Origin of the sequence: Bradyrhizobium oligotrophicum S58, assembly GCF_000344805.1 — a bacterium.
Classification (GTDB): Bacteria; Pseudomonadota; Alphaproteobacteria; order Rhizobiales; family Xanthobacteraceae; genus Bradyrhizobium; species Bradyrhizobium oligotrophicum.
This window is the reverse complement of record NC_020453.1, coordinates 1,766,632-1,786,564: the sequence shown is the minus strand read 5'-3', so window position 1 is coordinate 1,786,564 and position 19,933 is coordinate 1,766,632. Positions and strand designations below refer to the sequence as shown.

Genomic DNA, 19,933 nt, shown 5'->3' with positions numbered 1-19,933 from the left:
TGAATCAAGATGCACTCAATCAACGGGAGAGGCGGAGGCCCGCCGAATGTGTATGGCTGGTCTTGCCCGCGCCGTCATGAATTCCCACCACGTCGTGGCCGGAGGCCATTCCATCTTGCGAGTTGTGCTATTTTGGCCTCGCCGTTTTCGATGAACGCTCTGGTTGCTTTCATAGACTAATACTCTGCGGTCGGCTATTTCTTCACATTCGGCATTTCAAAGGAAGCACTCATGCGAAAGCTCATTTCTTCGATCGGATATTTGTGCGCCGCACTGTTGATCCTTGCCTCGACGGGCGCGCACGCGCAGGCGACGCGGACATGGGTGTCCGGCGTCGGCGACGACGTCAACCCGTGCAGCCGTACGGCGCCCTGCAAGACCTTCGCTGGCGCGATATCCAAGACCGCGGCCGGCGGCGAAATCGATGTGCTGGATCCCGGCGGCTACGGCGCGGTGACGATCACCAAGTCGATCACGATCGATGGCGGAGGGACGTTGGCGTCGATCCTGGCGTCGGCGACCAACGGCATCAACGTCAATGCCGGCGCGGCCGACGTCGTCATCCTCCGCAATTTGAGCATCAACGGAGCCGGCACGACGCTCGGCCTCAACGGCATCAATTTCCGGACCGGCCGAAAGCTCATCGTCGAGAACTGCACGATCGAGAATTTCTCGCAGAGCGCCATTGCAATCGCGCCGACCAGCGCAGCGCAGGCCGTGATCTCGGACTCGACGCTCAAGGTGTCCGCGTTCGGCATCACGGTCTCGACCGCGAACTCGACCGACTCGGTCAGCGTGCTCGTCTCGAACACCAAGACCAATCTGAACACCAATGCCGGAATATCGGCCACGGTGCCGGCCGGAAAGCCGGGCATGGGCGTGTTTCTCGACCGGCTCATCTCCGAGTTCAACAGCACCGGCGTGCTGGCGAGCGGCAACGGGGCCATCATCATCATGGGAAATTCCGTGATCCAGGGCAATGCCAGCGGCGTGCTGCAGACCGGCGGGGGATCCGTCTCGTCCTACAAGAACAACGAGATCAGCAACAACGGCGCCGATGGCACGCCGCTCGCGGGGATCAGCCTGAACTAGCGGAGCCCGGAACTACCGAATTGCATCTGGTGACAGTCCTGGACTGTCACCAGATGCACAAAACTGATTCACTTCGCCGGCGCCACGCGGACGTGCGCGACGGCGAAGTCGTCGGCATAGAGCCTGGTCCAGCCCGGCATCTGGTCCAGCAGTTGCGCGGCGGGTTGATCGGGCGTGAGGAGCGTGCCGTCGACCTTGAATTCGTCGAGCAGAGCGGCGACTTCGTCGCGGCTGCGGCCCTCGGCGGCTCGCAGATATTTCATCATGAACTGCTGGCCGTAGAGTTCGGCGCGGCTGTCGATGAAGGTCGGGACATCGTTCGCGATCAGGAAGCCGCCGAACTGATAGTCGTTGAAGATGCGCCTGGCCTGGTGCTGCCGCAGCGCATCGAGCGCGGCCGCCGGCGCCTGGGCCCTGTCGAAGACGAAATCATGATGGGCCGTATAGGCCAGCGACAAAGCGAGCGCGCCGCCGATGACGGCGAGCGCTGCCGGCGTCGAGACGAGCCACGAAGCTCTGGCATCGATCGCATGGATGGCAGGAGCAGCGCGGTCCCTGAACGGCCTTGCGATCGCCAACGGGACCAGAAACGCGAACACCTCGACACATCGGACATGCGACAGGGCCATGTGCGTCACCAGCAACAGAAGCGCGATCCGCGGCAGCGACAGGACGACGCCGCGAGACAGGGCCAGCCCGATCAGGCCGAGCAAGGCGAGCTCGAACGGTCCAATGCTGCTGAAATCGGCCGGCCGCCATTCCGACACCAGCGACAGGACCGGTCCGAGGCTCAGGATTTTCGCGGCGGCGAACAGCGTGTTGTGGAGATAGGGCGTGCAGCAGCTTGCGAGCAGCGCGGCGACACCGAACAGGCCCCATTGCGTCGCGACGGCGATGCGCTCGTCATGCTTGCTCTGCCAGAGCGCCTCCAACGCGATCGGCGCAATGAGGGCGAGGCCCAGCACGAAGCCGCCGTGCAGGTTGGCCCAGACCACCATCAGCGGAAGCAGGACCCACGGCGGCGGCGAGCGCTGGTCGACGGCCCTGATCAATCCGCCGGCCCAGGCCACCATGATCGGCAAGGCCAGCACGTGCGGTCGCGCGAGCAGATGCGGTGACGACACCACGAACGCCAGCAGCGCCAGAAGAATGCGATGGACCGGCTCGAAACAGGATCCGATCAGATTGAGAAAGATCACCAGGGCGGCGGCCACGGCAAGCGCGGTCAGCGCGACGGCGCCGGCCCAGCCGGCATGCGAATAGGCCGTCGCATATATGACTTGCGACAGCCAGGCGTTCGACATCCAGGGGCTGCCGGCGCGCGTGAACGAGTAGATGTCCGAATAGGGCATTGCAGCGTGATCGATGATCCACTGCCCGACCTTGATGTGCCAATACGTGTCGGAGTCGTGCAAGAGACGGTCGCCGACGATGAACAGAAACAGAAAGATCCCGGCGCCGACGCACAGATGCAGCAAGGCCGGCGTCATTCGGACGCTGGTCACGCGATTGGCAACGGCGAGCGACATCTGGATGTTTTCGGTTGCGAGGCGGAGATCGGTGAACCGGCGCGGACGACCGAGACCGGTAAAAGGAGCCGGTACTTCGGTAAGTGCAGCAGGCGCGCTAAAATCCCGTTAAACTACGGAGAATCAACACCTCGGTAGGGTGGATTTGCTGAAGGCCGGGTTAATTCGGCCGCCTTTTGCAACGCTGAGTTGTTGCGCTTTCAACGTCATTCCGGAGCCAAGGCTTGCGGCCTCGTCCCGGAATGACCTTGGTCGTGATATCGTCAGATCGATGGGCGCAGCGCGAGTGCGGCCCCCGCCATTCACGAATCCGGCTTGCCCGGCGGCAGCGGCGCTCAGCCGCCGGCTGCTGCCGCGTGCTGGGCGGCCATCTCGGCATCCGCGGCGGTGACACGCTGGAACGCAGCGCGCTGCGTGATGCGCTCGGCATAGCGCGTGAACACGTCCTTGCGCGGCACGATGCCAAAAGTCATCGTCCAGTTGAAGGCGATGCCCCACAGAATGTCGGCGGCCGTCATGCGCTCGCCGAGCAGATAAGGCCCCTTGGCGAGCTGCTGTTCGAGCGCGCTCAGCATCGTGTCGTAATCCGCGTAGGGCGACTGCGTGACGGGGGCCGGCTCGCGCTTCATGAAATGGTCGATCACGGCCGGCTCGAACGATGCGCCATAATAGGCAATCCAACGCAGATAGGGCCCGCGCATGGGATCATCGAGCGCCGGCGTCAAGCCAGCGCTCGGAAACAGATCGGCGAGATAGATGAAGATCGCAACCTGCTCGGTCACGATCTGGCCGCGATGGCCGATCGTCGGCACCTTGCCGAGCGGATTGATGGCCAGAAACGCCGGCTTGCGCTGCTCGCCCGCCTTCATGTTGAGGACTTCAAGATCATAGGGCGCGCCGAGCTCCTCGAGCAGGACGCGAGTCCCCGCGGCGCGGGTCTGCGGCGAATAATACAGCGTGATCCTGTCGTCGGCGGTCATGATGATCTCCTCCCATTGCCGGATGCAGTGCCGCGCTTGTCGCACAGCATACCTGACAGCCGATGTCAGGTATGCTTTAAGAAGCTCATGCGCGCGAGCCGGCTGCTCTCCATCCTCACGACCTTGCAGGCCAAGGGACAGGTCACTGCGCCCGAGCTCGCCGGGGCGTGCGAGGTCTCGGTGCGCACGATCTATCGCGACATCGACGCGCTCGCGGCCGCCGGCATTCCGGTCTATGCCGAGCGCGGCGCCGAGGGCGGGTTCCGCCTGCTCGACGGCTATCGCGTGCGGCTCAACGGATTATCGGCAGCCGAAACTGACGCGCTGTTCATGGCGGGCCTGCCCGGCCCCGCCGCGGCGCTCGGCCTCGACGGCGCGATGAGCGCGGCGCAGACCAAGCTGGTCGCGGCGCTGCCACAGAGCCTGCGTGCCAATGCCAGCCGGATGCAGGCGCGCTTCCATCTCGATGCGCCCGGCTGGTTTGGCGAGGCCGAGGAGCCGCAGCATCTGCGCGCCATCGCCGACGCGCTGCTCGCCGATCGCCTGATCGACATCCGCTACCAGAGCTGGCGCGCCGAGAAGCGCCGCCGCGTCGCGCCGCTCGGCCTCGTGCTCAAGGGCGGCAGCTGGTATCTCGCCGGCCTCGTCGAGCGCAGCGTGCGCACCTATCGCGTCGCGCGCATTCTCGACTGCACCGTCACCGATGAGACCTTCACGCGGCCTGCGGAGTTCGATCTCGCTGCGCATTGGCGTGCCGCGACCGAGCGGCTGGAAGCGGAGCTGCACCCGAAGCAGGCGACCGTGCGGCTGTCGCCGCTCGGCGTGAAGCTGCTGGAGGCATTCACCCAGCCCTATGTGCGCGCGCGCACCCGCCTCGCGGATGACGCCGATTCAGATGGCTGGCGCATCGCGACGATCCCGACCGGCACCACGCTCTGGCACGCCGCCGGCGAGCTGCTGCGCTTCGGTGCCGAGGCCGAGGTGCTCGATCCGCCCGAGCTGCGCGCGAAGATGGCCGAGCTGGTGCAGGCCATGTCGAAGCGGTACGGCGCCGCTGCGACGACGCGATGAATTGCAGACCACCGCCCCATCCCCGTCATTGCGAGCGCAGCGAAGCAATCCAGACTCTTTCCGCGGAGAGATTCTGGATTGCTACGCTCCGCTCGCAATGACGGGGTGGAGAGCTGGGCGAACCAACGTCGAGCCGGGGTGAGCTACAGCACCACCGGCGCGTCGGGCAGTTCGTTGGTCCCACCGGCATGCGGCGGATAGTGCCTGGCGAGCTCGCGTGACACGGCGGCGACACCTTGGATCACGCCCTGCTCGAATCGTCCGGCGCGGAAATCCGCCTCCATCGCGCGGCAGATCGTCTCCCATTGCGCAGCGCCGACTTTTGCATGGATGCCGCGATCGGCGATGATCTCGACGTCGCGGTCGGCAAGCAGCAGATAGATCAGCACGCCGTTGTTGTGGGCGGTGTCCCAGATCCGCAAATGCGAGAACAGGTCGAGCGCGCGCTCGCGCGGCGGCTGGTTGCGCCACAGCGGCCGGCCGTCGAGCGCGCCTTCGACGACGAAGCGCAATTGGCCGGCATGGCTGCGCTCGCCATGCTTGATCGCCTGCTCGATGCGCGCAAGCACATCGGCCGTGAAGATGCGCTTCAGCTGCCAGTGATAGTGCAGAAGATGCCGGCTGATCCGTCTGATGCCCATGGTCGCGCGCCCCGCCCTCACCAGCTTCCCGAGGCGCCGCCGCCACCAAAACTGCCGCCGCCTCCCGAGAAGCTGCCGCTATCGCTCGAGCTGCCGCTGCTCCATCCTGATGACGACGAGCCGCTCGACCAGCCGCCGCGACGGCCGGTGCCCGGCGTATTCATCCCGGCAAAGCTGTCGGCGATGAAGGCGATGACGAAACCGGCGATCGCCGACAGCGCCGCCAGACCTGCCGAGCCCACGATCAGCCAGGCGAGCACGCCCATGGCGCCGCCGGTCGCCAGCGATCCGATCAGACGGCCGAGCAGCGTCCGCAGGATGCCGCCGATCACCAGCGCGCCGAACAGCGCCACCGGCGCGAACGAGGTCAGGGAGTCGAAGTCGAGATCCGTGCCGTGCGACGCCTGCGGCTGCGGCACCGGCAGGCTTTCGCCATTGATCACGCCGATGATGCGGTCGAGGCCGGCGTCGATGCCGCCGGCGAAGTCGCCAGAGCGGAACTTCGGGGTGATGACCTCGTCGATGATGCGGCGCGCGGTGACGTCGGTGAGGCTGCCTTCGAGGCCGTAGCCGACCTCGATGCGCAACTTGCGATCGTTCTTGGCGATCACCAGCAGCGCGCCGTCGTCGACCTTCTTGCGGCCGATCTTCCAGGCCTCGGCAACGCGGATCGAGAACTGCTCGATCGTCTCCGGTTGCGTGGTCGGCACGATCAGCACCGCGACCTGGCTGCCCTTGCGCGCCTCCAGATCCTTGAGCTTCTGCGTCAGGCTGGCGACGTCCGACGAGGACAGCGTGCCGGTCTGGTCGACGACACGGCCGGTGAGCTGCGGCACCGCGACGTCGGCCAACACCATCGTGGCGAGGCAGACGAGCAGCGTCGCAAGCAGCGCCTTGACGGCTGAGCGCGCGCGCAAGATGCAACGCTCCGCTATTTCGAGGGTGCAGGCGCGGGCGCGTTGAAGTCGACCTTCGGCGCGACCGAGATCTCGCGTTCGTTCTCGACGGTGAAGTTGGCCTTCTCCTTGTAGCCGAACATCATGGCCGTGAGGTTGTTCGGGAAGGTGCGGATGCCGACGTTATATTCCTGCACCGACTTGATGTAGCGGTTGCGCGCCACGGTGATGCGGTTCTCGGTGCCCTCGAGCTGGGACATCAGGTCGCGGAACAGCGCGTCCGATTTCAGCTGCGGATAGTTCTCGGTGACGACCAGCAGCCGCGACAGCGCGCCGGTCAGCTCGCTCTGCGCGGCCTGGAACTTCTGCAGCGCGGCGGGATCGTTGACGACATCGGGCGTAGCCTGGACGCTGCCGACCTTGGCGCGGGCATTGGTGACGCCGAGCAGCACGTCCTTCTCCTGCTGCGCAAAGCCCTTCACGCTGTTGACGAGGTTGGGCACCAGATCGGCGCGGCGCTGATACTGGTTGACCACCTCGGACCAGGCCGCCTTCACCTGCTCGTCATTGGTCTGGATGGCGTTGTAGCCGCAATTGGTCAGGCTCAAGGTCATGAGCGCCGCCAGCACGGTCAGCAATCTCCGCATCGAACTCTCCCCCTTCATCGACCGGCCGCGAGCGGAACCTTGTCCGGGCTCGCGGCCTGCCTTCGAAAGGTCAGATAGTCGACATCGCGGCAAAATGAAAGGCGTGCGGCCGAGCCTGGCAGCGCCCCCGCGACTCGCGGTCTCTCCAGGTCCGCGGCGCCGGCCGCTCGACCGTATCAGCGCGTGAAGGTGCTGCTGCGAGTGACGGTGCCGCCATACGGTCCGGTGGTCGTGCCGGTATGGCTGCAGCTGCCGCCGGCGCAGCTCGTCTGACCGCTGTTGGTGACGACACCGCCGCGCGGACCCACATAGGTGCCGCTATGGCTGCGGCTGCAGCTGCCGCCGGCACAGCCGCCCGTCGCGGACGACGACCATGTGCCACCGCGCGGACCGATGCCGCCGCCGCTGCGCGTCCAGGCGTGCGCGCCGGAGGCGCTCAGCGCCATCACCATCGCGGCGATTGCCGCGGCCCCGATCGAGGTTCGAACTGAAACCATGTGACTCTCCTGTTCACGTCTGCATCGCCTCGTGGCGTACGCAGAGCCTCGCCCACGAAGTTTGCGGGCGGTTTGCAGGAAGCGGCGCCGGTGTAACGTTTTGTAACGGTGCTCGGGGCGGGGTTGTCCGGCACGGCGAGGTGTTCTTAAGCTATCAGCATGGACCAGCGCCCCCACATCCTGATCATCGAGGACGACGTCGAGATCCGCAGCCTGCTACGCGACCATCTCGCGCGCGAGGGTTTTCGCGTCGATGTCGGCGACGGCGGCGCGGCGCTCGACCGTTTCCGTACCACCTTCGGCGATCCCGACCTCGTCGTGCTCGACATCATGCTGCCGGGCGAGGACGGCCTGTCGATCTGCCGGCGGCTGCGCGCGGCCTCGCGGCTGCCGATCCTGATGCTCACCGCCAAGGGCGACGAAATCGACCGCATCGTCGGGCTCGAGATGGGCGCCGACGACTATCTGCCGAAGCCATTCAATCCGCGCGAGCTGGTGGCGCGCATCCGCGCCATCCTGCGCCGCGCCGAGCCGGCGCCGCTGGAGAACCGCCGCTTCATCGTCAACACAAGGCTCACCGTCGATCTCGACAAGCGCGAGATCGCGCATGCCGAGGACGGACCGCTGCCGCTCACCAGCGCCGAATTCGAGCTGCTCGGCTGCTTCCTGACGCGCCCCAACCGCGTGCTGTCGCGCGAGCAACTGATGGACTGGACCCGCGGCCGTCAGGCCGATCCGCTCGACCGCACGATCGACGTGCAGGTGAGCCGGCTGCGCAAGAAGATCGAGCGCGAGGGCGAGCTGATCAAGACCGTGCGCAGCGCCGGCTACATCTTCACCGGCTCCGTCAAGGAGCTCTGAGACGTGCTCGGGCGCCTCGGCTTCGCCGGCCGGCTGATGGCGATCGTGCTGTTCGCGCTCGTCGCGCTGTGGGCGGTCGGCCTCGGCTGGCTGTTCCTGAGCGAATCGCGCGAGGAGATTTTTCGTCGGCTGTTTCCGGTGCCCGAGCAGGTCAGCGCCATCGTCCAGCTGATCGAGAAGGCGGGACCGGCCGAGCGGCCGCTGATCCTGAAGGCGGTCAACAGCGAAAGGCTGCAGGTCACGCTGACGCAGGAGCGCCCGGAGGCGTCCGCCGACGCGATGCGCCGCCCGCTCGCCGAACGTTTCCTGACCTTGTACCTGCAGTCGCTGCAGCCGCGCGACGTGATCGTCCTGAGGTCGCGCACCGGCGTGCCGCGCTGGCGCGACTGGCGCCTTGGCGATTATTGGCGCAACGCCGGCCGTTCCGTGCGGTTTGCGGTGTCGCTGCGCGACCGCGATTACGTCGTGTTCGAAGCCAGCGGCGCCACCGGTCCGCGGCTGCTCGGACTACCGCCCGGCTTCGGCGTCGGCCTCCTCGGCGCGCTGATCGGCATGGCCGCCGTGATCGCGATCGCGCGCGAGGCGCGGCCGCTGCGCCAGCTCAGCCAATCGCTCGGCCAGTTCAGCAGCGATGCCACCGCGGTGCATGTGAAACCGGCCGGCGCGCCGGAGATCCGCAAGCTGATCTCAGCGGTCAACGACATGCAGACCCGGATCTCCGAGCTGGTGCGCGGTCGCACCTTGCTGCTCGGCGCGGTGTCGCACGACCTCAAGACCTACATCACCCGGCTGCGGCTGCGCGTCGAGCGTCTGCCGGAGCCCGAGCAGCGCGACAAGGCGGCTGGCGATCTCGACGAGATGACCCGCCTGCTCGAGGACGCGCTCGCGGTCTCGCGCGGCGGCTTTGCGGCCATCAAGCGGCAGCCGGTCGATCTCACCGCGCTGCTGACAGGGATCGTGGACGACCGACGGCAGAGCGGAGCTCAGATCAGCGCCGAGCTCGGGCATACGCCGCTGATCGTCCTTGCCGAGCCGACGGCGCTGCGGCGGCTGTTCATCAACCTGATCGAGAACGCGCTCCGCTTTGCGACACGCTGCACGGTGCGGGTGCTGCCGGAGAAGGACGTCGTGATCGCGATCGACGACGATGGTCCCGGCATTCCGGCGGACGCACGCAACGCCGTATTCGAGCCGTTCTTCCGGCTCGACAACTCGCGCAGCCGCAGCACCGGCGGCAGCGGCCTGGGCCTCGCCATCGTCAAGCAGATCGCCGACGCCCATGGCGCGCACCTCGATCTGTCGCAATCGCCTGAAGGCGGCCTGCGGGTACGTATCGCCTTTCCGCAAGCCTCCTAGACGAGCGTTTCCTTAGAACCCGTCGTTTCCGTGTCGAGTTCTCGCCGCCCCCACCGCTGTCATGCTCCGCGAAAGCGGGGCACCCAGTACTCCGCGGCAGAAGAGATTCACCGAGGCGTCACGGCGTACTGGATCGTCCGCTTTCGCGGACGATGACAGCCGGGGTTACATGATCAATGTGCCAGGACTTCGGAAACGGTCGTCCAGCCCGGCTCAGCTGCCCTTCCGGTCGCGCAGCTGGGTGACGAACATGTCCTGCCAGCTCGCCGGCTTGACCTTGATCGAGCCGACGCCATTCATGAACTCGGCAATTTTGAGCACGCCCTCGGGGGTCGCGGAGAACCAGGTGTCTTTGTCCTGCAGCATCTCCAGCACGTCCTCCTTGGTCGTCTTGACCTTGGCGGTGCGGGCATAGATCTCGGCGGCGGCCGCCTTGTCGTTGGCGATCAAGGTGCAGGCTTCGTCGAGCGCGTCGAGGAAGGCCTGCACCACCTTCGGATTGGCGTCGACGAAGCGCTTCGGCGCGAACACCACGTCCATCGTCAGGCGTCCGAGCACGTCGGCGGAATTGGCGACGCGGCGGATCTTGGAATCCTTCAGCTCGATGTAGGAGAACGGCGGCGAGGTGAAATGCGCCGTGATCTCGGTCTTGCCCGAGGTCAGCGCTGCCACGGCTTCGGGATGCGGCAGGCCAACCGTCATCGGATCGAGCTTGGCGTAGTTCTCCTTGCCGAACTCCTGGGCCGCCATCATCTGCAGCATCACGGCCGACAGCGACGTCTTGATGCCCGGCAGCGCGATCTTGTCACCGGACTTGAAGTCCTTCAGCGACTTGATCTCCGGATTGTTGGTGTTCATCCACAGCGAGGTCGAGCTGAGGCCGCTGACGCCGACGACTTCCACTGCCGGAATGCCCTTGGCCTTGGCCCACAAGGTGATGAAGCCGGGCGCGCCGGTGCCGGCGATGTCGAGCGAGCCGGCCATCATCGCATCGTTGATGATGTTGCCGCCGTCGAGCAGCTGCCAGATCACCTTGAACGGACCGAGGCCGGCCTTCTCGGCATGCTTCTCCATCAGCTTCTGATCCTCCATCACGATCAGAGGCAGATAGAGGATGCCGTAGCCCTTGGAGAGCCTGATCTCCTTGACTTCGGCCCGCGCGGCGGTCGCGCCGAGCAGCGCGGCGAAACCGATCGCGGCAGCTGCGAGTGATTTGCTCCAGGACATGTGTGTCTCCCTTGTCGTTTGATTATGGTTATAGCCCGAAATTCAGTGCTGCATGCCCCAGCGCCGCACCGTCTTGCGCTCGATCGTGGCGAACACCACGTTCTCGACCACGAGACCGATGATGATGACCGTGAACAGGCCGGCGAACACGTTCGCCGTCTCCAGCTGGTTGCGGTTCTCGAAGATGAACCAGCCGAGGCCGCCCGAGCCGGAGGAGACGCCGAACACCAGCTCGGCCGCGATCAGGGTGCGCCAGGCGAAGGCCCAGCCGACCTTGAGGCCGGTCAGGATCGCCGGGAATGCGGCGGGGATCAGGATGAAGCGCACCAGCTTCAGCCCGCGCAGGCCGTAATTCAGGCCGACCATGCGCAAGGTGTTCGACACCGAGCGGAAGCCGGAATGGGTGTTGAGCGCGATCGCCCACAGCACCGAGTGCACCAGCACGAAAATGATGCTGCCCTTGCCGAGCCCGAACCAGATCAGCGCCAGCGGCAGCAGCGCGATCGCCGGCAGCGGGTTGAACATCGAGGTCAGCGCCTCCAGCATGTCGGCGCCGATCCGCGATCCGATCGCGATCGTGGTCAGCACGGCGGCGAGCGCGATGCCGACGCCGTAGCCGATCAAGAGCGTCTCCAGCGACACCAGCGTCCGCGCCGGAATGACGCCATTGCCGATGTTCTCGAAGAACGCTGCGAGCGTGTCGGTGAAGGTCGGAAACAGCAGGGGATTGCCGAGCCACAGGCCATAGGCCTGCCACAGCCCGGCCAGCACGGCCAGGATGATGACCTTGCGGACCGCACCGATGTGATAGATGCGTTCGATGACGGACAGGCTCGCCTCGACCTTGATGTCACCGAGGGGCGTGTCTGCATTGACGACTTCCGGGCGCAGCGCCAGCGTTTCGCTCATGATTGCTCTCCCTTCCTCAGTGATGACCGAACAGCATGTCGTTGATGCGCCCTTCGAGCGCGACCTGCTCGGGCGAGCCCATCGTGCCCGGCGGCACGCTGTTGAGCTCGGCGCGGACGCGCCCCGGATGCGGCGACAGCAGCAGGATGCGCGAGCCGATCTTGATCGCCTCCTCGATCGAATGCGTCACGAACAGCACGGTGAAGCGGGTGTCCTGCCAGAGCTGCAACAGCTCGTCCTGCATCTTGCGGCGGGTCAGCGCGTCGAGGGCGGCGAACGGCTCATCCATCAGCAGCACGTCCGGCTCCATCGCCATGCCCCTGGCGATCGCGACGCGCTGCTTCATGCCGCCCGAGAGCATGTGCGGATAGGAGTCGATGAACTTGGTGAGGCCGACCTTGTCGATGTAGGACTTGGCGCGCTCCTGCGCCTCGGCCGTGCTCAGCCGGCCGCTGGCGGTCAGCGCGAACACGACGTTCTCGCGCACCGTCTTCCACGGCAGCAGCTGGTCGAACTCCTGGAACACCATCATGCGGTCCAGACCGGGCTCGGTGACGTCGTGGCCCTTGAGGCGGATGCGGCCCTCGGTCGGCTTCAAATAGCCGCCGATCGCCTTCAGCAGCGTCGACTTGCCGCAGCCGGAGGGCCCGAGCAGCACGAAACGGTCGGCATCGAAGACCTTGAAATCCACGCGATAGGTCGCCGTGACCAGGGTGTCCGGCGTCTTGTACTGGAGCGTCACGCCTTCGACCGAGAGCAGCGGCTCGAACTGGGATTGCGATTGATGGACGGTCATGCGTCCTCCCCTCCTTTATATTGCAGTGCGAAATTTCGCCCGGTGCACTTCGGCGCCCTTATTCGAAGTGATAGAGGAGGAGACTGACGCGAACCTGACTCGGAGTCCTCGAAGCGCCGTGCGCATCCTGCTGGTGGAAGACACGCCCGAGATCGGCGCCGCCGTGACCAGCCGATTCGAACGGATTGGTTACGCCGTCGACTGGGAAAAGGACGGCCGTGTCGCGAGCGAGCTGATCGAGGTGCAGGCCTACGACCTCATCGTGCTCGACGTGATGCTGCCCAACATGGACGGTTTCGCCGTGCTCAAGCACTTGCGCAAGCGCGGCCTGCGCACGCCGGTGCTGGTGCTGACCGCGCGCTCGGCGATCGACGATCGCATCGGCGCGCTCGACCTCGGCGCTGACGACTACCTGGTCAAGCCGTTCGACTATCGCGAGCTCGAGGCGCGCGCCCGCGCGCTGCTGCGCCGCGCCGCGGGCCAGTCCGACAATCTGCTGACCCTGGGGCCGCTGGTGATCGACCGCGCCGGGCGCACCGCGAGCGTCGCCGGCCAGCCGCTGGACCTGACACGCCGCGAGCTGACCGTGCTGGAGATCTTGGCCGCGCGTCCCGGACGCTACGTCGCCAAGGAGGAGCTGGTCGAGCAGCTGTTCAGCTTCGACCAGGACCCGAGCCCCAACGCGGTCGAGCAGTTCATCACGCGGCTGCGGCGCAAGCTGGCGGCGACGTCAGTGGAAATCAAGACAGAGCGCGGCCTTGGCTATCAGCTCCACGCTTCGTGACCTCAGGGCGTCGCTGCGCGCGCGGCTGCTGATCGCGATCGGCGCGATCCTGGCCGTGGGTGCCGTCGTGCTCAGCGTCGCCGCCTGGCAATACGCCGCCACCGCCGCGCGCGATGCCTATGACAAGCTGCTCGCCGGCGGCGCGGTGCAGATCGCGGAGAACATCTACATGCAGGGCGGCGTTGTGACGCTCGATCCGCCGGCCGCGGCGTTCGCGACCTTGTCGGCCTACGATCTCGTATTCTATCGCGTCACCGATCCGCGCGGCGTCGTCGTTGCCGGCTATGACGATCTCGCCGTCACCGCCCCGGTGAGTGCCCTGCGCGAGGGCGTGGTGCTGCGCGACGGCATCTATCGCGATCAGGCCGTGCGCATCGCGGCCGTCGCGCGCAGGCTCGACGGCGCGCCGGGCGACGGCTGGAGCGAGATCGTGCTGGCGCAGACGCTGCGTGCGCGAGATGCGCTGACCTGGGACCTGGCCTCAAAGGCGATCGGCCTGATCGCGGCGATGAGCGTGCTGGCGCTGGTCGCGACTGCGCTGTGCCTGAGGCTGGTGTTTGCACCGCTGACGCGGATCGAGGCCGAGATCGTCCAGCGCCGGCCGGACGATCTCAGCCCGATCGCGATGACGCCGCCGCGCGAGGTGCGCGCGCTGGTCGGCGCCATCGACGGCTTCATGCAGCGCCTGTCCGAGCGCATCACGCTGATGCAGCGCTTCATCGCCGACGCCACCCATCAGTTGCGTACGCCGCTGGCGGCGATCGATGCGGAGGTCGAGTTGCTGACCGACCAGACCAAAGACCCCAAGGCGCTCGACCAGCTGCGCAACCGCCTCTCCGACCTCGCCCGCCTCACCAGCCAGCTGCTCGATCACGCCATGATCCAGCACCGCGCCCAGGCGCCAAGGTTTGTCGCGACTGACATCAATGCGCTGGCGAAGTCGGTGCTGTCACAGAGCGTGCCGCTGACGCTGGACCGCGAGGTTTCGATCAGCTTCGTGCCGTCAGAGGACGAGGTCGTGATCGCCGCCGACGCCATCAGCCTGCGCGAGGCGCTCGCCAACCTGATCCACAATGCGCTGGCGCACGGGGCGCGGACGCGGCTGATGGTGAGTGTGGAGCGGACAGCGGAGAGTGTCGCGATCGTCGTCTGGGATGATGGGCCGGGAATCGCGGCAGAGGCGCAGGCGGGACTGCTGGTGCCGTTCCAGAAGGGCGCTGGCTCGCACGGCTCCGGGCTCGGACTTGCGATCGCCAACGAGGTCGCACAGGCCCATGGCGGCCGCTTACGCTTCGTCGGCAATGCAGATGATTTCAGCGTGAGGCTCGAGCTGCCGATCAGCGATCAAACTGCATCGCTGTCTCATCTCTGGTGAGCAACCCGTAGGAGTTGGACCCGGGCTGCCGCCGCGATGCCGGTGCGCTCCCCTGCCCCTTGCGGGGAGGGGAGCGCAGCGTGCTTGTGGTAAGGGCTTGGACCCAAAGGACGCTGATAGGAGCCTCTGTAATCCGGACCTACGCCGCCGCCTTCTTCGCCTTGGCATCCCGGATCGCGGTCCACACCTTTTCCGGCGTCAGGGGCGTCTGCAGGTTGGTGATCCCCAGTTCGAACAGCGCGTCCATCACGCCGTTGGTGACGCAGGGCGGGCCGCCGATGGCGCCGGATTCGCCGCAGCCTTTTGCGCCGAGCGGGTTGGTCTTGCAGGGCGCGGAATCGTCGAGCGTGACCGTGATCGGCGGCACGTCGTCGGCGCGCGGGATGCAGTAGTCCTGATAGGTCGCGGTCAGGAGCTGGCCGTCGGAATCATAGGACACGTTCTCGTACAGGGCCTGGCCGATGCCCTGCGCGACGCCGCCATGAATCTGGCCGGCCACCAGCATCGGATTGACCGCGACGCCGACGTCGTCGACGGTGGTGTAGCGCACGACGCGGCTGATGCCGGTCTCCGGATCGATCTCGACCTCGCAGACATGGGTGCCGTTCGGCCAGCTCGGACCATCGACCTCGCCCTCGCTGTCGACCGACAGCTTGGTGCCCTGCTCCTTGCCGGCGATCTCGAACAGGCTGATGCGGCGGTCGGTGCCGACGACGGTCAGGACACCATCGCGATACTCGATGTCCTCGACCGCGGTCTCCAGCAGGTTCGACGCCTTCTCGCGCGCCTTCGTGATCAGATCGTTCGACGACACCGCCACGGCGGTGCCGCCGACGAACAGCGAGCGCGAGCCGACGCTGCCGAAGCCGGTGGCCAGATCCGTATCGCCCTGCACGACGTCGATCTTGTCGAGCGGGATGCCGAGCGAATCGGAGATCATCTGGGTGTAGGTGGTCTGCAGGCCCTGCCCCATCGCCATGGTGCCGGAATGCAGGATCACGCGGCCCTCGGAGGTCGCATGCAGCGACACCTTCTCGGTGTGGGCGCGGCCGCCGGTCCATTCGATGTAGCTGGTCAGGCCGCGGCCATAGAGCATGCCGCGCTTCTTGGCCTCGCGCTTGCGCGCATTGAAGCCGTCCCAGTCGGCGAGCTTGGAGGCGCGCTCCAGCATGTGCGCGAAGGCACCGGAATCATACACCTGACCGACCGCGTTGGTGTAGGGCAGCTGCGCCGGCTTGATGTAGTTCGCCTTCCGGATGGTGCGCGGATCGATGCCGATCTGGCGCGCCGCCGTGTCGAACAGGCGCTCGACGATGAACACCGCCTCGGGACGGCCGGCGCCGCGATAGGCGCCGACCGGCGCGGTGTGCGTCATCACGGTCTTCACCTCGAAATGCACCAGCGGCAGGTCATAGACGCCGGTCTGCACGAACGGCCCGAGCACCAGCGGAATGATGTTGGCCGCACCCGACGAGTAGGCGCCGGTGGCGCCGATCGAACGCACGCGATAGGCCAGCACCTTGCCCTTGGCATCGAGCGCGAACTCGGCGGTCGAGGTGAGGTCGCGGCCATGGGTACCGCCGACGAACTCGTCGGTTCGCTCGGCGCGCCAGCGGATTTTCTTGCCGAGCTTGGTCGCGGCATAGGCGACGATGCCGTCCTCCGGATAGAGGTTGGTCTTCTGGCCGAAGCCACCGCCGATGTCGCCGACCAGCACGCGCACGCTCTCTTTCGACCGCTTCAGCACGTCCGCCAGCACGTCGCGGGTCGAGGCCGGAGTCTGCGACTGTACATAAAGCAGCAGCCGGCCGGTCGTCTTCTCGATCTCGGCAATGGTCGAGCGCGGCTCCATCGCCGAGGGCACCAGGCGCTGGCTCGCGATATCGAGCGACACCTTGTGCGCCGCATTGGCGAACGCGTCTTCGACCTTGGCGGCATCGCCGTAGCTCATCGCGGCCACGATGTTGTCGGGCGCCTCGGCCCAGACCACGGGCGCGCCGGGCTTGATCGCCTCGACAGGATCGACGACGGCCGGCATCACCTCGTAATCGACGACGATGGCTTCGGCGGCTTCCTGCGCGATCGTGCGGGAGATCGCGACCACGGCCGCGATGGCCTCGCCGGTGAAGCGGACGACCTCATGCGCGAGCAACCGGCGCGGCGGCACCGTCATCGGCTTGCCGTCCGGCCGCTTGAAGATCGCCAACGTCGGGATGGTGCCGACATCGTCGGCGACGAGATCCGCACCGGTATAGATCGCCTGCACGCCTGCGATCTCGCGCGCGGCAGCGCTATCGATGGACACGATCCTCGCATGGGCGTGCGGCGAGCGCAGCACGTAGAGCCACAGCGCGCCGTCCTCCGGCTTGTCGTCGATGAACTGCCCCTTCCCGGTCAGCAGGCGCTGATCCTCCAGCCGCTTGACGGGCTGGCCCGCACCGAACCGCATGTTGTTGGGAAGAATGTTCATTCGAGAATCCTTGATCAGTTCAATGTAATTGCATGAGGTTTTAGCGGATTTGCCGCGCGAGACAACCGCTGCCGTCATTCCCGGGCGCGCACAAGCGCGAGCCCGGAATCCATGGCCGCGAACGGAGGTTTGGAAGCTCGATCTCTCCGGACCTGCCGGACAGAGGCGTCACGGCGTATGGATTCCGGGCTCAGCCCTTCGGGCTGCCCCGGAATGACGACGGAGAGAGCGGGGCCAAAGCAGCCGTCTGAGGGTCACCCCAGGCTGTGCAGCACGTCCTCGACGACCTTGCGCTGCTCTGATGTCAGCGCGGCCTGCGGCGGCACGGGGTCGCCGACGTCGTAGCCTTGGATCGACAGCCCGGCCTTGATGCAGGCGGCGAGGTTGAAACGCGCGAAGGCTTCGTTGACGCGCCACAGCCTGGTCTGCAGCCGCATCGCATCGTCCCAGCACGCGGCCTGGCAGAGATTGTAGAGCTCCACGCTCTGGCGCGGGATGATGCAGGCGGGCCCGGCCATCCAGCCATGACCGCCGATCAGCATCACCGCGGCCGGAATGTGCGAGGACGCCGCGAACACCTTGATGGCGTCACCGCAGCGATTGATGATCGACAGCAGCCGGCCGGTGTTGGTGGAGGCATCCTTGATGTAGTTGATCCGCGGATGCTCGGCGAGGCGTGCGATGACGTCGAGCGACAAATCAGAACGCTGAAACTGCGGATTGGTGTAGATCACCACGGGCACGTCGACCGCATCGGCAATGGCTCGGAAATACGCTTCGACACCGGCGTCGCTGACCGGGAAGTAGGCTTCGAGCACCGCAAGGATGCCGTCGGCGCCGCGCGCCTGATAGGCCTTCGCCTGCGCCACGGCGTCGGCGATGGTGGTCGAGGCGACGCCGGCGATCACGGGAACGCGGCCCTGGGCGGCGTCGATCGTCGCTTCCACCACCGTCATGCGCTGGACGCGATCGAGATAGGCGAACTCGCCGGTCGAGCCGAGCGGCGTCAGGCCGTGCACGCCGGCATGGATCAGGTCGTCGCAGAGCCGTCCCAGCACGGCACTCCGGATGGTGCCATCCGGGCCGATCGGCGAGGCGAGGTAGGGAAACACACCATGAAAATCTGTCATGCGGCCGGTATAGCGGCCGCACCGCCTTTTCCGCAAGCAGACCCCCTCCATCACGGCCCGGGGGAGCGGCGGTCAGGGCGGTGGCGCCGGCATGCCGGCCGGATTGTGGCCGGACCAGATCCAGGCCGCCATCCTGTTGCCGGAATCGCGACCGCCGCGCGGACCATGGCGACCAGACAGAGGATATCACCTGAACTGATGAGAATGAGGCGCGGCGTTAAACGAGGCTTCAAACTTTACCTTCAACATGGCGCGGGTCATTGCCGAAGGCGACGCACAGCCGCAATTCAATCAAGAATTGCAAGCACAACCACAGGCAGGGACGCGCGTGATGGTTCGGAACTCGGCAGAAATGGCTGCTAACTTCGCCATTTTCAGTCACTTTTCCGCCGGATTGACCGATCATCATGCCAAGTGGAAACAGTTAGTACGAGTGCTCCAGCGTAAATTCGCCGTAGGAATTTCGATCGGAGACGAGGGAAGCCTGCAGCGAGAGCGACGATGAAGACGCTTTACGATTTGCTCGGAGCTCTTCCGGACGATGACGCTGAGGAAATCCGCGCCGCCTTCCGCAAAGCGGTCAAGGAGAGCCATCCTGACGTCAATCCCGGTGATCCAGACGCCGCGTTGCGGTTTCGACAAATCATCCGAGCCAACGACATTCTCGGCGAGAAGGAGCAGCGCACGGCCTATGACCGGCTGCTCGGCGCCGCGCAGGACGAGCATCGGCAGGAGTCCAAGCTCGCCGTCGTCGCCAAGGTTCACAAGGTCGCATCGGGTGTGATGGCGCTGGCCGGTGCGTCCGCCGTGGCACTGACGGGCTACCTGCTCTTCACGCACATGTCGTCGGCCTCGGTCGCGCCGCTCAAGCCGATCGTGGTCGCGACCAACAAGGTCAAGCCGAACGAGGTCCCCGCCAAGCCGATCGAAAGCGCGCTGGTTGCGACGGACACGGCGGCAAGCGGCGAGGCGGCATCCAACGCCGGCAGCGAGGCGACCGCCAATGCTGCTCCCGCCGGCAGCACCCCGGGCGCCAACGCGTCGGCGTCAGCCGAGCCGCTGCCGCTGCGCGTCAGCAAGGTCGACGCGATCTATTCGGCCGAGCAGGAGCATGCGCCGTGTCCGCAGGGCGCGACCGGTTCGTGCGGCTCTGACGCAGTGCTGCCCGGCGGCACGACGTCGAACGAGGCCCGGGCCTATCATGATCGCGGCATGGCTTCGTTTCAGAATGGCGATCTTGCCGCTGCGCTGACTGATCTCGACGCGGCGATCCAGCTCGATCCGCGCTATCAGGAGGCCTATATCGATCGCGGCATCGTATTCTATCGGATGCGCAAGTTCGATCGTGCCTTTGCCGATGTCGCCGCCGCCAAGCGGCTGGATAAGGCCAACCGCGCCGTGCTGGACGCGATGGCAAAACGCCAGCCGCTCAAGCCGCTGAAGCTCGAGCCCCCCAAGGCCGACGCTCGGGCCGAGGCCAAGGCTGAAATAAGGACTGAAGCCAGGGCTGAGCTGCCCAAGGCTGATCCGCCGAAAGTCGCCGCGGCGACGGGGATCCCCGCGCGTATGTCGACCGCGACCCCAATCTATGCAGTCAGCGATCCGAGCCGCGCTCCATAGACCTTCGACACTCGCGCGTTGACGAAGATTTAAGGTAATCGCGAGTCTCTCA

19 protein-coding genes are annotated in these 19,933 nt (G+C 66.1%); 8 read left to right on the top strand and 11 right to left on the bottom strand.

What is annotated here, in order from left to right:
* Positions 1-231 precede the first annotated feature (231 nt).
* On the top strand, positions 232-1,092 hold the full coding sequence (locus tag S58_RS07565) for a right-handed parallel beta-helix repeat-containing protein (RefSeq protein WP_015664679.1): 861 nt from the start codon (positions 232-234) through the stop codon (positions 1,090-1,092).
* Positions 1,093-1,160: 68 nt separating this feature from the next.
* Here the strand turns inward: S58_RS07565 and S58_RS07560 are convergent, their stop codons facing one another.
* Positions 1,161-2,621 carry a hypothetical protein gene (locus tag S58_RS07560; RefSeq protein ID WP_015664678.1) on the bottom strand — a complete coding sequence of 487 codons (1,461 nt, stop codon included), beginning with the start codon at positions 2,619-2,621 and terminating at the stop codon, positions 1,161-1,163.
* A gap of 335 nt (positions 2,622-2,956) precedes the next feature.
* Positions 2,957-3,601 carry a glutathione S-transferase family protein gene (locus tag S58_RS07555; protein ID WP_015664677.1) on the bottom strand — a complete coding sequence of 215 codons (645 nt, stop codon included), beginning with the start codon at positions 3,599-3,601 and terminating at the stop codon, positions 2,957-2,959.
* A gap of 87 nt (positions 3,602-3,688) precedes the next feature.
* On the opposite strand from S58_RS07555, the gene S58_RS07550 reads away from it, so the two are divergent.
* A complete protein-coding gene (locus S58_RS07550) occupies positions 3,689-4,672 on the top strand; it encodes a helix-turn-helix transcriptional regulator (RefSeq protein WP_015664676.1) in 984 nt (327 codons plus the stop codon).
* A gap of 143 nt (positions 4,673-4,815) precedes the next feature.
* On the opposite strand, the gene S58_RS07545 is transcribed toward S58_RS07550, so the two are convergent.
* The 4 genes from S58_RS07545 to S58_RS07530 form a co-directional block, all read right to left on the bottom strand.
* Positions 4,816-5,313 carry a TPM domain-containing protein gene (locus tag S58_RS07545; protein ID WP_015664675.1) on the bottom strand — a complete coding sequence of 166 codons (498 nt, stop codon included), beginning with the start codon at positions 5,311-5,313 and terminating at the stop codon, positions 4,816-4,818.
* A gap of 17 nt (positions 5,314-5,330) precedes the next feature.
* The gene (locus S58_RS07540; RefSeq protein ID WP_015664674.1) at positions 5,331-6,230 is read right to left on the bottom strand and encodes a TPM domain-containing protein; all 900 of its coding nucleotides are present in this window, start codon (positions 6,228-6,230) and stop codon (positions 5,331-5,333) included.
* Between the two features lie 14 nt (positions 6,231-6,244).
* A complete protein-coding gene (locus S58_RS07535; protein ID WP_015664673.1) occupies positions 6,245-6,856 on the bottom strand; it encodes a LemA family protein in 612 nt (203 codons plus the stop codon).
* 176 nt (positions 6,857-7,032) lie between these two features.
* Positions 7,033-7,302: a hypothetical protein gene (locus S58_RS07530; protein ID WP_042340614.1), complete on the bottom strand. Its 270-nt coding sequence runs from the start codon at positions 7,300-7,302 to the stop codon at positions 7,033-7,035.
* 210 nt (positions 7,303-7,512) lie between these two features.
* Here S58_RS07530 and S58_RS07525 point away from each other — a divergent pair, with 210 nt between their 5' ends.
* Together S58_RS07525 and S58_RS07520 are read left to right on the top strand one after the other, a co-directional pair.
* Entirely contained in the window at positions 7,513-8,214 is a 702-nt protein-coding gene (locus tag S58_RS07525; protein ID WP_015664671.1) for a response regulator, read from the top strand.
* A 3-nt stretch (positions 8,215-8,217) separates the two neighbouring features.
* Entirely contained in the window at positions 8,218-9,570 is a 1,353-nt protein-coding gene (locus S58_RS07520; protein ID WP_015664670.1) for a sensor histidine kinase, read from the top strand.
* A gap of 213 nt (positions 9,571-9,783) precedes the next feature.
* Here S58_RS07520 and S58_RS07515 read toward each other — a convergent pair whose 3' ends face one another.
* From S58_RS07515 to S58_RS07505, 3 genes are read right to left on the bottom strand one after another with little or no spacing between them, the layout of a single operon-like run.
* Positions 9,784-10,797 carry an ABC transporter substrate-binding protein gene (locus tag S58_RS07515; RefSeq protein WP_015664669.1) on the bottom strand — a complete coding sequence of 338 codons (1,014 nt, stop codon included), beginning with the start codon at positions 10,795-10,797 and terminating at the stop codon, positions 9,784-9,786.
* Positions 10,798-10,839: 42 nt separating this feature from the next.
* On the bottom strand, positions 10,840-11,706 hold the full coding sequence (locus tag S58_RS07510) for an ABC transporter permease (RefSeq protein ID WP_015664668.1): 867 nt from the start codon (positions 11,704-11,706) through the stop codon (positions 10,840-10,842).
* 16 nt (positions 11,707-11,722) lie between these two features.
* Positions 11,723-12,502 (bottom strand): ABC transporter ATP-binding protein, encoded by a 780-nt coding sequence (locus S58_RS07505; RefSeq protein WP_015664667.1) that lies wholly within the window; start codon positions 12,500-12,502, stop codon positions 11,723-11,725.
* Between the two features lie 118 nt (positions 12,503-12,620).
* Here S58_RS07505 and S58_RS07500 point away from each other — a divergent pair, with 118 nt between their 5' ends.
* Both S58_RS07500 and S58_RS07495 read left to right on the top strand, forming a co-directional pair.
* Entirely contained in the window at positions 12,621-13,286 is a 666-nt protein-coding gene (locus S58_RS07500; RefSeq protein WP_015664666.1) for a response regulator transcription factor, read from the top strand.
* Positions 13,261-14,661, top strand: coding sequence for a sensor histidine kinase (locus tag S58_RS07495; RefSeq protein WP_015664665.1), 1,401 nt, complete (start codon positions 13,261-13,263; stop codon positions 14,659-14,661). Before S58_RS07500 ends, S58_RS07495 begins: the two co-directional genes overlap by 26 nt.
* A 139-nt stretch (positions 14,662-14,800) precedes the next feature.
* Here the strand turns inward: S58_RS07495 and S58_RS07490 are convergent, their stop codons facing one another.
* Complete coding sequence (locus S58_RS07490) at positions 14,801-17,131, bottom strand: xanthine dehydrogenase family protein molybdopterin-binding subunit (protein WP_015664664.1); 2,331 nt, start codon at positions 17,129-17,131, stop codon at positions 14,801-14,803.
* A 254-nt stretch (positions 17,132-17,385) separates the two neighbouring features.
* Complete coding sequence (locus S58_RS07485; protein WP_042338927.1) at positions 17,386-18,261, bottom strand: dihydrodipicolinate synthase family protein; 876 nt, start codon at positions 18,259-18,261, stop codon at positions 17,386-17,388.
* A gap of 247 nt (positions 18,262-18,508) precedes the next feature.
* On the opposite strand from S58_RS07485, the gene S58_RS37350 reads away from it, so the two are divergent.
* Together S58_RS37350 and S58_RS07480 are read left to right on the top strand one after the other, a co-directional pair.
* Positions 18,509-18,766 (top strand): hypothetical protein, encoded by a 258-nt coding sequence (locus S58_RS37350; RefSeq protein ID WP_144058270.1) that lies wholly within the window; start codon positions 18,509-18,511, stop codon positions 18,764-18,766.
* A complete protein-coding gene (locus tag S58_RS07480) occupies positions 18,763-19,881 on the top strand; it encodes a J domain-containing protein (RefSeq protein WP_015664662.1) in 1,119 nt (372 codons plus the stop codon). Before S58_RS37350 ends, S58_RS07480 begins: the two co-directional genes overlap by 4 nt.
* Positions 19,882-19,933: the final 52 nt, after the last annotated feature.